The 12964-nt window shown below is 62.6% G+C and carries 10 protein-coding genes; 4 read left to right on the top strand and 6 right to left on the bottom strand.

The genetic code is table 11. The annotated features are described in order from the left end of the window. Positions 1-143: 143 nt before the first annotated feature. From EKH55_RS15645 to EKH55_RS15635, 3 genes are all read right to left on the bottom strand, one after another. Positions 144-971, bottom strand: coding sequence for a carbon-nitrogen hydrolase family protein (locus EKH55_RS15645; protein ID WP_225192086.1), 828 nt, complete (start codon positions 969-971; stop codon positions 144-146). 157 nt (positions 972-1128) lie between these two features. Further along, positions 1129-2286, bottom strand: coding sequence for an OpgC family protein (locus EKH55_RS15640; protein WP_069458831.1), 1158 nt, complete (start codon positions 2284-2286; stop codon positions 1129-1131). A gap of 172 nt (positions 2287-2458) precedes the next feature. Then, positions 2459-4216 (bottom strand): glucan ABC transporter ATP-binding protein/ permease, encoded by a 1758-nt coding sequence (locus EKH55_RS15635; RefSeq protein WP_069458979.1) that lies wholly within the window; start codon positions 4214-4216, stop codon positions 2459-2461. Positions 4217-4595: 379 nt separating this feature from the next. Here EKH55_RS15635 and EKH55_RS15630 point away from each other — a divergent pair, with 379 nt between their 5' ends. The 3 genes from EKH55_RS15630 to EKH55_RS15620 all read left to right on the top strand — a co-directional run bounded on the left by EKH55_RS15630 (position 4596) and on the right by EKH55_RS15620 (position 9457). Further along, complete coding sequence (locus EKH55_RS15630) at positions 4596-5336, top strand: LuxR family transcriptional regulator (RefSeq protein WP_069458830.1); 741 nt, start codon at positions 4596-4598, stop codon at positions 5334-5336. A 116-nt stretch (positions 5337-5452) separates the two neighbouring features. Then, on the top strand, positions 5453-8908 hold the full coding sequence (gene pyc, locus EKH55_RS15625; protein ID WP_069458829.1) for a pyruvate carboxylase: 3456 nt from the start codon (positions 5453-5455) through the stop codon (positions 8906-8908). Positions 8909-8977: 69 nt separating this feature from the next. Continuing rightward, a complete protein-coding gene (locus EKH55_RS15620) occupies positions 8978-9457 on the top strand; it encodes a GFA family protein (RefSeq protein ID WP_151611777.1) in 480 nt (159 codons plus the stop codon). Positions 9458-9531: 74 nt separating this feature from the next. On the opposite strand, the gene EKH55_RS15615 is transcribed toward EKH55_RS15620, so the two are convergent. The 3 genes from EKH55_RS15615 to EKH55_RS15605 form a co-directional block, all read right to left on the bottom strand. Continuing rightward, the gene (locus EKH55_RS15615) at positions 9532-10293 is read right to left on the bottom strand and encodes an amino acid ABC transporter ATP-binding protein (protein WP_151611776.1); all 762 of its coding nucleotides are present in this window, start codon (positions 10291-10293) and stop codon (positions 9532-9534) included. Beyond that, positions 10290-10970, bottom strand: a complete 681-nt coding sequence (locus tag EKH55_RS15610; RefSeq protein ID WP_151611998.1) for an ABC transporter permease subunit — start codon at positions 10968-10970, stop codon at positions 10290-10292. The genes EKH55_RS15615 and EKH55_RS15610 overlap by 4 nt, the downstream gene beginning before the upstream one ends. A 131-nt stretch (positions 10971-11101) precedes the next feature. After that, positions 11102-11875 (bottom strand): amino acid ABC transporter substrate-binding protein, encoded by a 774-nt coding sequence (locus EKH55_RS15605; RefSeq protein ID WP_151611775.1) that lies wholly within the window; start codon positions 11873-11875, stop codon positions 11102-11104. A gap of 264 nt (positions 11876-12139) precedes the next feature. On the opposite strand from EKH55_RS15605, the gene EKH55_RS15600 reads away from it, so the two are divergent. Then, positions 12140-12925: a DeoR/GlpR family DNA-binding transcription regulator gene (locus EKH55_RS15600; RefSeq protein WP_083265342.1), complete on the top strand. Its 786-nt coding sequence runs from the start codon at positions 12140-12142 to the stop codon at positions 12923-12925. Positions 12926-12964 lie beyond the last annotated feature (39 nt).

Raw genomic sequence — 12964 nt, 5'->3', positions numbered from 1 at the left:
TCGCGAGTCGGCGGATGTCAGCTGTGAGGATAGCGGGAGATGAGCCGGCTTTCCTTGCATCGCTTTCGAACGGTGGCGGCTGGCGGTAAAGCAATCTGGCTTGAGTGCGCGTACATGGCTTGGCCATCCGCACCGAGCGCGATTCAATAGCCGCCTCTGTTGCGGCTTCTTGGATCGTCCGCCATCTTTTCCCGGTAGATATCTCCTTGCCTCGCCTTGCTGCGCCACGGACGAGCCTTATGAAGCGGGATTTCGTAAGCCGGATCGTCACGGTTGAGCACTGCGGTTGCCAGCCCCGCCCCTTGCATCGAGCATCGACTGATCCATTGCCCATCCGGGCCGATCACCCCTGCAGGTCCCTTGTCAGCGGTTTGTGCCGGCGTCGCGGCACCTATCCAGACACAGTTCAGCGCTGCATGTGCCTGGAGTGCGATCTGGAAGTGCGTCGGTATACCGTAGGAGGAGAAGAGAACCGCATCCGCGCCGAGGCGTTCGTACTCGGCGAATATCTCCGCGAACTGGCACTCGATGCATATGGCGCAGCCGAACCGGTAGCCATCGACCTCGAACGTGATCGGCGTCGTTCCCGGCGTGTACCAGCCGCCCAATTCGCCATGCGACAAATATCTCTTGTCGTATCTAGTCAGCAGATGTCCCTTGTCCGAGAAAACATAGAGGCTGTTATGGGGCGGATAAGCCTTTGAGAGGCGGTGAGCACCACCGATCACGGCGAACAGGCGAAGGTGCCGGCAAGTTTCGGCTATCGAGCGAAGCTCGGCTTCCTGTCGATCCCAATCGAAGTCTTGCCAGCGTTCGGGACTGATGATCTGCGCCTTACCGTAGCCGGACAGCGCACCTTCACAGAAGTTGATCAATCTCGCGCCTTGATCGGCCGCGTCCTTGATCGCTTTCCGTACCGCTGTTGCGTTGACCGAAATCTCGGGCGAAACGGGGATCTGTGCTGTTGTCACTTTCAATGATGCGCCCCAATCTCTGCGAATCACAAAGACACCGGAACGCATCTTACAGCTTTGCGCGTCATTTCAGACGCGCAACGGTTGCTGCAACTCTATGAAACTACGCATCGCTGACGAGCCGATCCGAGCCACGCCGATTCGGTCGAGATTCCTACGCCGCGGCGAGCGGCCTCGCCGTTCCCATTTCCTTCAGCCAGTCGAGATAATATGCGTAGACGAAGTGCAGGCCGATGCCGGCGACGACATAGAGCGAGCCGGCGATCGGGTCCCTGTCGGTGACGAAGAGAAACACCTGCCCCGCCATGGCGAGGATCGTTCCGAAGATGAAGATCGGCAGCGAATGCCGGCCGATCATCACCAGCGGATGATCGATGCGCAACCGCGCCAGCTGGCTGACGCCGGGAATGATCGCGATCAGATAGGCGAGCGCCAGCACGTGCAGCAGCCGCGTCAGCGACAGGAAGGTCTTGTCGAAGCCGGTCAGCACCGCCGGCAGGCCGAAGGAAATGTCGATGTGCCACCAGGAGAACAGCACCCAGCAGGCCGAAATGAGGACATAGGCGGCCGATAGCCCGATAAGCCAGGGGCTTCGCGGCAAGTCGCCGCCGGCGCGCACGTGGTTCATGCACAGAATGCCGATCACGAAGAGGAACTGCCATGACCAGGGATTGAGGAACCAGTAGCCCTCGTCAAGGAAATTGTATGGCACCAGCTTGAAGCAGCCGGCGGCAAGCCACAAGATTGCCGAGACCGCAAACAGCAAGCGGGGGCTGATGGCGTTCAACCAGAGCATGGCCGGCAGCATCAGGAGCAGCACGGCATACATCGACAGGATATTGTTGTAGCCGAGCTGGTGGCCAAGGAGCACCATGGCAACGATGCCCTGTTCCGTCTGTTCGACGATCGGACGGATGTTGATCTCGCCGATCAGTTCCTGCCGGCCGAAATAGAGGGCGGCGCCGGCGAAGATCGCGAGCGTCACGATGCTCGTCATGATGTGGGCGACATAGAGTGTCATGGCGCGCCGCCATGCCTTGAGCGTCGATGCAAGACGTGCTCCGGCGACGAATTTGCGGCCATAGGCAGCGCCGACCGCAAGGCCGGAGATCAGCACGAAAGCCTCCGCCGAATCGGAAAAACCGAAGTTCTTGTGCGTGATATATTCGAGATATTGGCCGGGCACATGGTTGACGAAGATCGTCAGCAGACAGAGCGCCCGAAAGACGTCGAGGCGCGTGTCGCGGGTCGTCGCGCCGGGGCGCACGGCTTCCATTTGCTGTCTGGTGCTCTGAAGGGTCTTTTGCAGCATGCGATCCTGTTCCGGGTTTGACGCCCCGCCCCACCCTGCAGCAAGCCTACGGCCGCTGCGGCAATTTGAGTTGCTGCGTGTCTTTTCGGAGCCGAGTCAATTCGACGAGACATGCAGAGGTTGAAACGGGACGGCGCCGCGCCCAAGGAGCCGGCGCCGTCGGGGTCGCAATTCAGGCTGCGGTGAGGCTCCGGCGGACGTCATCGTCCGTCAGGATGCCGCTGGCGCGCAGCAGGGCGGCGAAGCGGCCGTTGCTGCGGCTGAGCTCGTTGAAGCCGCCCATTTCGACGATCCGGCCGTGGTCCATGAAGATGACGAGGTCGGCCTCACGCACCGTCGACAGGCGGTGAGCGATGATGAAGGTCGTCCGATCCTTGCGAAGCGCATCGATCGCGTCCTTGACTCTGGCCTCGGTCTCGACGTCGAGCGCACTGGTCGCCTCGTCCAGCACCAGGATCGGAGCATTCTTGAGGATGGCTCGGGCAATGGCGATGCGCTGGCGTTCGCCGCCGGAGAGGCGGTTGCCGCGCTCGCCGACGACCGTGTCGTAGCCGTTGAGGCGGTCTTCGATGAAGTCGCCCGCGGCGGCGGCCTCGGCCGCGGCCACGATCTCTTCCAGCGTGGCGTCCTCGCGGCCAAGCCGGATGTTGTCGCCGATAGACCGGTTCATCAGGCCGGCATCCTGGAAAACGGTGGCGATCGAGCGGCGTAGCGACTTGCGCGTAACCGTCGAGATGTCGACCCCGTCGATCAGTATCTGGCCGTGCTTCGGATCATGGACCCGCTGCAGGAGGTTGACGAGCGTCGTCTTGCCGGCGCCTGTCGGGCCGACGATGGCGATCGTCTGGCCGGCCTTGGCCGTGAAGGAGACGTTGTGCACGCCCTGGCCGGAATTCGCAAAATCAAAGGAGATGTTGCGGAATTCCACCTCTCCGACGACGCCGGTCAGTTCCTTGGCGTCGGCCGGCTCCTCGCGGTCACGCACCGAATCTTCGAGCTGGAAAAAGTCCTCGAGCTTGGCGCGCGCCTCGAAGATCTGCGTGGCGAAGGCCTTCATCTGGTCGAGGCGGCCGATCAGCAGATTGGCGAAGCCGATGAAGGCGATGACCTGGCCGACTCCGAGCTCGCCGCGCTGCACTAGAATGGTGCCGATGACGAGGATGGCCATCATCGATATGGTCGAGGCCATGCGGTTAAGCGCGCTTGCGATCGCCCACCAGTCGAGCACCGGATATTGCGCGGACAGCAGCCGTTCGGTGAACTTCTTCAGTTCGCGGGTCTCCGCCTCGATGCGGTTGTAGCTGTGAACCACCGACACATTGCTGATGGAGTCCGAGACGTGGGAGAAAACCGTATGATAGTGGTTCTCGACCGAGGCCTGACCTTCTTTGGTGCGGTTCATCACGACCTTGCTGATCACCACATAGGCGGCGCCGAGGATGACGAGTACGAGCGACAGGCGGAGATCCATCGCGAAGGCAGTCGGCACGAGCAGCACCAGCGCGACGGCGGTCGCAAGATGCTGCCGCATGAATTCGAGCCAGAGGCCGAAGAGGGTTTCGCAGGCACGTAAAAGCGTGTGCAGCGCGTTCGACGTGCCGCGCTGGCTGTGCCAGGAGAGCGGCATGGAAACGATCCGGCCGAAGGCCTGGGTCAGGAGTGTCGCCCGCCGGCCATGCGCCAGCCGGTCGGCCTCGCGGGAAACGAGGACGAAGGCGATGGTGTTGAACACCCCAAAGGCCGCCCACATGAGCAGCATCGGAGTGACTTCCTTTTGCGTTGAGATCGCGTCGATGATGCGACCGAACAGGATCGGTTCTGCAATCGTGATGACGGCGAGGACGATATTGGCAATGACAATCGCCCCGACGCGGAATTTGTGAACAGCAAGGTACTGAAGCGCTCTTGCATACACCTGTAACAAAGACACTGTCTCACCCCTTCTGGGCATCGATTGGACGCCGCAACCGAGCGGTGCGGCCTGTGCGATGCGTCTTCGCCGCCCCGGCGACATGGCGGTTTCGCCATGCGGGGCGCGACAAAGCCGCGCGGAAGCGGTCCCGTGAAAAAACCTGCTGGAAATGCGGAAGGGGCAGATCAGAAGGCCGGACCGACTGCCGCCATGGGAGGATTGGCGGGACGATCCACAGCTCGCTATCTCTTGCCCCGACTCCGATTTTTTGCAGGTTTCGTTAAGGACCGGGCGTGGTAAGAAGAATTATCGCGGTTGCAACATGAATGGCTTCTGAACGGCGCATTCATGTTGGAATTCCAGGGCGCTGTAGCCTGTTCCGACCTGAAGGTGTTCCATGAATATCACGTTGCTCGTACAGTTTCTGGCTCTTCTGGAAGAAATGAGGACACGCGAAGAGATTCTGCCGGAATTCGAGCGGTTGCTCGATCGCTGCGGGTTCGACTTCTATGGCGTCGTGCGTCAGCCGAAACCTCACGAAAATCCGCTGCGCCTGCTGCTCGCCGGACGCTGGCCGGAGAATTGGCCGCAGATCTACATCCGCAAAAAATATGTCGTCATCGATCCGACCATCCGCTATCTCGGCCATGCCCAGCGTGGATTTCGCTGGCGTGACACGCTGGCAGCCTTCCGCTCGGACCCGCATCGCAAGCGCATGGAAAGCATGATGGTGGAGGCGCGCAATCACGGCCTCTACGACGGCTATATCTTTCCGGTGCACGGGCGGCGCGGGCTCATGGGCAACCTGACGGTCGGCGGCCGTGTGGTCGATCTCACGCCGGTGGAGCTGAGCCTCTTCGACTCGATCGCCAGACGGCTGTTCTGGAAGCTGCTGGAGCTTACCGACCCGGAGATCATGGCCGAGCTCGTCTCGCGCGTCGACGTGCAGATGACACGGCGCGAAATGGAGGCCCTGAACTATCTCGCCGACGGCATGACCTCCAACGACATCGGCAAGGTCCTCGATATTTCTAGCCACACGGTCGACTGGTACATGAACGGCATTCAGGAAAAGCTGAAGGCGAAAAACCGCCATCACGCCGTCGCTATCGCCTTCCGCCTCGGCCTGATCTCTTAGAGAAAACGGACCCTATTGGCGTCGCATCTGAAATTGCACTTCATTCCGTGACTCGCTAATAGTTCATTTCGCGGGTGCAGCATTCCCGTGAATTCAAGTCTATTGAGGAGTCCGACTTGTCCATCTCAAAGATCCTTGTTGCCAACCGATCCGAAATCGCCATCCGCGTCTTCCGTGCGGCCAATGAGCTGGGGCTTAAAACGGTCGCGATCTGGGCGGAGGAGGACAAGCTGGCGCTGCACCGCTTCAAGGCGGACGAGAGTTATCAAGTCGGCCGCGGCCCGCACCTTCCACGCGATCTCGGCCCGATCGAGAGCTATCTTTCAATCGACGAGGTGATCCGCGTCGCCAAGCTTTCCGGCGCCGACGCGATCCATCCCGGTTACGGCCTGCTCTCGGAAAGCCCGGAATTCGCCGAGGCCTGTGCCGAGAACGGCATCACCTTCATCGGGCCGAAGCCGGAGACGATGCGCCAGCTCGGCAACAAGGTGGCCGCCCGCAACCTGGCGATCTCGATCGGCGTGCCGGTCGTGCCGGCGACGGATCCGCTGCCGGACGACCCGGCCGAGATCACGCGGCTCGCCGATGAAATCGGCTATCCGGTGATGCTGAAGGCCTCCTGGGGCGGCGGGGGCCGAGGTATGCGGGCGATCCGCGATCCCAAGGACCTGATCCGTGAGGTCACCGAGGCCAAGCGCGAGGCCAAGGCAGCTTTCGGTAAGGACGAGGTTTATCTGGAAAAGCTGGTCGAGCGCGCCCGCCACGTCGAGAGCCAGGTCCTCGGCGACACCCACGGCAATGTCGTACACCTCTTCGAGCGCGACTGCTCCATCCAGCGCCGCAACCAGAAGGTCGTCGAACGGGCACCGGCGCCCTATCTCACCGGTGCCGAGCGTCAGGAACTCGCCGACTACTCGCTGAAGATTGCGCACGCGACCAATTACATCGGCGCCGGCACGGTCGAGTATCTGATGGATGCCGACACCGGCAAGTTCTACTTCATAGAGGTCAATCCGCGCATCCAGGTCGAGCATACGGTGACCGAGGAGGTGACCGGCATCGACATCGTCAAGGCGCAGATCCATATCCTCGACGGCCATGCCATCGGCACGCCGGAATCCGGCGTGCCGCGGCAGGAGGATATCCGCCTCAACGGCCACGCGCTGCAGTGCCGCATCACAACGGAAGATCCGGAGCAGAACTTCATTCCGGACTACGGCCGCATCACCGCCTATCGCGGCGCCACGGGCTTCGGCATCCGGCTCGACGGCGGCACCGCCTATTCCGGCGCGGTCATCACCCGCTACTACGATCCGCTCTTGGAGAAGGTCACCGCCTGGGCCCCGAATCCGGAAGAAGCGATCCGCCGCATGGACCGGGCGCTCAGGGAATTCCGCATTCGCGGCGTCGCCACCAACCTCACCTTCCTCGAAGCGATCATCGGTCACCCGAAGTTCCGCGACAACAGCTACACGACCCGGTTCATCGACACGACGCCGGAACTGTTCCAGCAGGTGAAGCGTCAGGACCGCGCCACAAAGCTACTCACCTATCTCGCCGACGTCACCGTCAACGGCCATCCCGAGGCGAAGGGAAGGCCGAAGCCGTCGAACGATATCGCCGCGCCCGTCGTGCCCTTCATCGACGGCGGGGTGAAGCCTGGCACAAAACAGCGCCTCGACGAGCTCGGACCGAAGAAGTTCGCCGAATGGGTGAAGGCTGAGAAGCAGGTTCTCCTGACCGACACGACGATGCGCGACGCGCACCAGTCGCTGCTTGCGACCCGCATGCGCACCTACGACATCGCCCGCATCGCCGGCACCTATGCGCGGGCGCTGCCGAACCTCTTCTCGCTCGAATGCTGGGGTGGCGCCACCTTCGACGTCTCGATGCGCTTCCTGACGGAAGACCCGTGGGAGCGGCTGGCGATGGTACGCGAAGACGCGCCGAACCTGCTCCTGCAGATGCTTTTGCGCGGCGCCAACGGTGTCGGCTACAAGAACTATCCCGATAATGTGGTGAAGTACTTCGTCGCCCAGGCGGCCAGGGGCGGCATCGACGTCTTCCGCGTCTTCGACTGCCTCAATTGGGTGGAGAACATGCGCGTCGCGATGGACGCGGTGGCTTCCGAGAACAAGATCTGCGAGGCGGCGATCTGCTACACCGGCGACCTTCTGAATTCCGCCCGACCGAAATACGATCTCAAATATTACACCGCGCTTGCCGCCGAGCTGGAAAAGGCCGGCGCCCACATCATCGCCGTCAAGGACATGGCCGGGCTTCTGAAGCCGCAAGCGGCGCGGGTGCTGTTCAAGGCGCTGAAGGATGCGACCGACCTGCCGATCCATTTCCACACCCACGACACCTCCGGCATTGCCGCGGCGACGGTGCTCGCCGCGGTGGAATCCGGCGTCGACATCGTCGATGCGGCGATGGATGCGCTCTCCGGCAACACCTCCCAGCCCTGCCTCGGCTCGATCGTCGAGGCACTGTCCGGCTCGGAGCGCGACCCGGGTCTCAATCCCGAGTGGATCCGCCGCATCTCCTTCTATTGGGAGGCGGTGCGCCATCAATATGCGGCCTTCGAGAGCGACCTCAAGGGACCGGCTTCCGAAGTCTACCTGCATGAGATGCCGGGCGGCCAGTTCACCAATCTCAAGGAACAGGCCCGCTCGCTCGGGCTGGAGACCCGCTGGCACGAGGTGGCGCAGGCCTATGCCGACGCCAACCGGATGTTCGGCGACATCGTCAAGGTGACGCCCTCCTCCAAGGTCGTCGGCGACATGGCTTTGATGATGGTCAGCCAGGACCTTACGGTTGCCGATGTCGAAAACCCGACGAAGGACATCGCCTTCCCGGACTCGGTCGTCTCGATGCTCAAGGGCGACCTCGGCCAGCCGCCGGGCGGTTGGCCGGAAGCGCTGCAGAAGAAGGTGCTGAAGGGCGAAGAGCCCTATACGGCGGTGCCGGGCTCGCTGCTGCCGCCGGCCGACCTCGACGCCGAGCGCAAGACCATCGAGGAGAAGCTCGGCCGCGAAGTGAGCGACTTCGAGTTCGCCTCCTATCTGATGTATCCGAAAGTCTTCACCGATTATGCGGTCGCCTGCGAGACCTACGGACCGGTCAGCGTCCTGCCGACGCCTGCCTATTTCTACGGCATGACGCCGGGCGAGGAGCTCTTCGCCGACCTGGAGAAGGGCAAGACGCTGGTCGTCCTCAACCAGGCCCAGGGCGAGATCGACGAGAAGGGCATGGTCAAGATGTTCTTCGAACTCAACGGGCAGCCGCGCTCGATCAAGGTCCCGGACCGGGCGCACGGCGCCTCCGCCGCCATCCGCCGCAAGGCCGAGGCCGGCAATGCCGCCCATCTCGGCGCGCCGATGCCAGGCGTCATCTCGACCGTCGCCGTCGTCACTGGCCAGCCGGTCAAGGCCGGCGACGTGCTGCTCTCGATCGAGGCGATGAAGATGGAGACGGCGCTGCATGCGGAGAGGGACGGGGTCATCGCCGAGGTGCTGGTCCGGGCTGGCGATCAGATCGACGCCAAGGACCTGCTGGTCGTCTTTGGCTGATGCGGCCGACGCGACGTTGCCACGGCTTCTCAGCTGGGGAGCCGCCATCTTGCTAGCGACGTTTTGCAAATGAGTGAAACGTTTGAGGGCGGTTGCCAATGTGGTCATTGCCGCTACCGCATCGGGGGCAGATCGCTGGCCTTGTTTGCGTGCCATTGCCGCGAATGCCAGAAGCAGTCCGGAAGCGCCTTTGGGATGGCTTTCTGGATCGCGCCTTCGCAAGTCGAGCTTGGTCTGGGCGAGCTGTCTTCCTGGACACGCGAGACGCCAACGGGCAGGCGCATGATATGCGACTTCTGCCCGGAATGTGGCACGCGCCTGTTCCACCGCCAGCAGGGCCGGACAGACTTGATCAGCATCAAACCCGGCACGCTCGACGACACCTCGGCCCTGGCTCCGGTCGCCCATATCTGGCTCGATAGCGCACAGGGCTGGAGCCGAATAGGTGAAGAGTGCCTGCAATATCCGGGCAACCCAGAAGATTTTGCGCCGCTATTTGCGCGTTGGAATGAGGGCCGTGAACCCGCCAAACCAGCTTGTGGAAAGTAAAGGCCGGCAGCGATCAGCCGTTATTTGCCCCGCGTGTACGGCCGGTGGTTCACCGGCACCTGCGAGGCTGAACTTTAGATATCAAAGCTCATCGGCGCGCTGAGCGAAGCAATGAACCGCTTCGTTCGCTCCCGCTCCGGCGTCGAAAAAATCTTGCGCGGCGGTCCACTTTCGACGACGACGCCGGCGTCGAGGAAGATGACGTGGTCGGCAACGCGGGAGGCAAGGCGCAGGTCGTGGGTGGCCATGATCATCGTCGTGCCTTCGCGGGCAAGCCGGCTAAGCACCTCCACCACCTCCTCCGCCAGTTCCGGATCGAGGGCCGAGGTCGGTTCGTCGCAAAGCAGCACGCGCGGCGATGGAGCAAGCGCCCTGGCGATCGCGACGCGCTGTTGCTGGCCGCCGGAGAGCGTTGCCGGCCAAGCGTCGGCTTTGTGGGCCATGCCGACCTTTTCCAGGAGTTCGAGCGCCCGGGCGTGGGCACGATCGGCGGGCCATTTGAGAACGGTGACGAGGCCTTCCATGACATTGCCGATCGCCGTCTGATGTGGAAACAGTTGGAAGTTCTGGAACACCATGCCGGTCTGGCGGCGGAGTTTCTGGACCGCCTGCCAGCCGACCTTGCGGTCGGGCGCGAATTCCAGCCGTTCATCGCCTAGGCGAATCGTGCCGCTGGTCGGGATCTCGAGAAGGTTGACGCAGCGCAGAAGCGTGCTTTTTCCGCCGCCGGAAGGCCCGACAAGGGCCGTGACCGTGCCCTCCGCCAGCGTCACGCTGATATCGTTCAGCACCGTGTGCGTGCCGAAACGCTTGACGATATGTGAGAGCTCGATCATGCGCGCGCCTCCAGGAAGCCACCATAGCGGGCGAAGCGCTTCTCCAACTTCACCTGCAGGGCCGAGAGCACGGAACTCATGACGAGGTAAATCAAGGCGGCCTCGATGTAGAGGATCAGCGGCTCATAGGTGGTCGCGACGATGCGCTGCGCCGTCTGGAAGAGTTCGGGCACGGTGATCGCGGCGGCGAGCGAGGTGTCCTTCACCAGCGAGATGAAGGTGTTCGAGAGCGGCGGCACGGCGACGCGGCCGGCCTGCGGCAGGATGGTGCGGCGCATTGCCTGGGGCCAACTCATGCCGATCGAATAGGCCGCCTCCCATTGCCCCCGCGGGACCGACGAGATCACCGCGCGAATGATCTCGGACGAATAGGCGCCGATATTCAGCGTGAAGCCGATCAGCGCCGCCGGAAAGGCGTCGAGCAGGATGCCGAGGCTCGGCAGTCCGTAGAAAATGACGAAGAGCTGGACGAGCAGCGGTGTGCCGCGGATAACCCAGACATAGAAGCGCGCCACGGCAACGAGCGGAGCCGGCGCAAAGAGCCGGACGAGCGCGGTGACCAGGCCGAGCAGGAGGCCCAGTGTGAAGGAAAGCAGCGTGAGCGGAATCGTGAAGACGAGGCCGGCCCAGAGCAGGGTCGGCAGCGATTGCGCTATGAGGTGAAGCCAGTCGGGCAAGGCAAGGCCTTTCATAAAATGCGATCCGCACCAGATCACGATGGGCGGAGCGGATCGTAGTTCATGAGGTCAGAACGTAAAAGGCGTGAGGCCCCGTCCATAAAATCTGCCGGGAAGGAGCCGATCGGTGACTATTTGGAAACGTCGGCGCCGAAATATTTCTGCGAGATCTTCTCATAGGTGCCGTCCGCCTTGATCTCTTCCAGCGCCTTGTTGATGGCCTCGAGCAGTTCCGGTTCGCCCTTGCGGATGATGATGCCGGAATAGTCGGCATCCGCCTGTTCGGCGGCGATCTTCACATTGGCGTCCGGCTTCTGCTTCCGGAAGTCAAGGAAGGAGAGGCTATCGTTGATTGTCGCATCGGCGCGGCCGGTCAGCACGAGCTGGATCGACTGGTCGAAACCTTCGGTGCCGACGAGTTCGGCGCCCGATGCTTCGGCGAGCTTGCCAAAATTGCTAGTCAGCGACTGGGCGGCCTTCTTGCCCTTCAAATCGGCGAAGTCCTTGATCTCCTCGTCGTCGCCGCGCACGATCAGGACTGCCTTCGAGGCGATATAGGGGTCGGAGAAGTCGTATTTCCTCTTGCGTTCCTCAGTAATGCCGACCTGGTTAATGACCGCGTCGTAGCGATTGGCATCGAGGCCGGCGATCAGGCCATCCCACTTGCCTTCGAGGAATTCGGGCTGAACGCCGAGCCGCTTGGCGACTTCCCGGCCGATCTCGACGTCGAAGCCGACCAGCGCGCCGCTCGCGTCGTGATAGGTGAAGGGAGCGTAGGTGCCTTCGGTGCCGATCTTCAGCACCCCGGCGGACTTGATCTCGTCGAGGTTGGAGCCGGCCTCGGCCGGCGCGAAGGCGGCAAGTTGCAGGAGGGCGGCAGCGAAAAGCGTCGGAAGAAGTTTCATCGTCTTGGTTCCATTTTGTCGTTCTCCGGCCCGTCATCCGGATTGCGGCGACCATCGCACAAAAGCCGGTGCGGCTGAGCGCATAAAAGACCAATTCGCGGCTGTTCCGATGAATATTTTTTCCACTTGGTCAGGAAACCTTCGAAACGGCTGCCGGTACAACCGACGGGCCTCGGCCCTGTTCCACGCTTGGAGGTTGAATTCGCGAGCGGAAGGTGGTAGTCACGTTCCTGCCTGTTAATGCACGTTTATGCACGGTCACTCATGTCGACAGAATTGCTGCTGCGGGAAAGACAATCGGCGATCCGGGAACGCCTGGTGACGCGTGGTCGCGTCCTTGCGGGCGACTTGGCGCGTGAGTTCAAGGTTTCCGAGGACACGATACGCCGGGATCTCCGCGAAATGGCGGCGGCCGGGCTTTGCGAGCGCGTCTATGGCGGCGCCTTGCCCCTTGCGCCGGATGCGGGCCGCTCCTTGAGCGAACGTACTCGGATCGCATCCGAGCGCAAGGCCGCGCTGGCGCAGGCATGTGTCGGCTATATCGAGCGCGGCATGACCGTCTTTCTCGATGCGGGCTCGACTAATCTGGCGATCGCGCAAGCGATCGCTCCGGATGTTGCCGCGACCATCGTCACCAACACGCCGCTGATCGCTTCTGCCCTGATGGAGAAGCCGGCTCTCGATCTGATCCTGATCGGCGGCACGCTGGACCGCGCCGTCGGTGCCGCGGTCGGTGCGCGGGCGCGACGCGACGCGGAACTGCTCCGGCCGGATCTCTGCATCCTCGGGGCCTGCGGCGCGGACCCGGAGGCCGGGCTCACGGCGGTTCATTTCGAAGACGCCGAATTCAAACGGCTCGTCGCATCCAAGAGCCGTTCGGTGCTCGCCGCCGTCACCACGGAGAAGCTCGGCACCGCTGCCCCTCATGCCGTTATCGCCGTCGAAGCCGTCTCGACGCTGGTGCTCGAGGCGGATGCGCCGGCGGCTGACGTCGCCGCCCTGAAGGCGCGCGGCATAGGCGTCATTCTCGCCGGGCAACCAAACCGATGAGCGGGTCGTTCGACGGTCTGGCGATAGCAATTGAGCAGC

The organism is Sinorhizobium alkalisoli (genome assembly GCF_008932245.1).
Taxonomy (GTDB): Bacteria; Pseudomonadota; Alphaproteobacteria; order Rhizobiales; family Rhizobiaceae; genus Sinorhizobium; species Sinorhizobium alkalisoli.
Note: the sequence above shows the minus strand (reverse complement) of the source record. Positions and strands in the feature narration are given on the sequence as shown.

Bases quoted from the DNA above. Each gene is read 5' to 3' on its own strand.
- EKH55_RS15640 (WP_069458831.1), bottom strand. From the start codon at position 2,286: ATGCTGCAAAAGACCCTTCAGAGCACCAGACAGCAAATGGAAGCCGTG.
- EKH55_RS15630 (WP_069458830.1), top strand. From the start codon at position 4,596: ATGAATATCACGTTGCTCGTACAGTTTCTGGCTCTTCTGGAAGAAATG.
- EKH55_RS15620 (WP_151611777.1), top strand. From the start codon at position 8,978: ATGAGTGAAACGTTTGAGGGCGGTTGCCAATGTGGTCATTGCCGCTAC.
- EKH55_RS15615 (WP_151611776.1), bottom strand. From the start codon at position 10,293: ATGATCGAGCTCTCACATATCGTCAAGCGTTTCGGCACGCACACGGTG.
- EKH55_RS15605 (WP_151611775.1), bottom strand. From the start codon at position 11,875: ATGAAACTTCTTCCGACGCTTTTCGCTGCCGCCCTCCTGCAACTTGCC.
- EKH55_RS15600 (WP_083265342.1), top strand. From the start codon at position 12,140: ATGTCGACAGAATTGCTGCTGCGGGAAAGACAATCGGCGATCCGGGAA.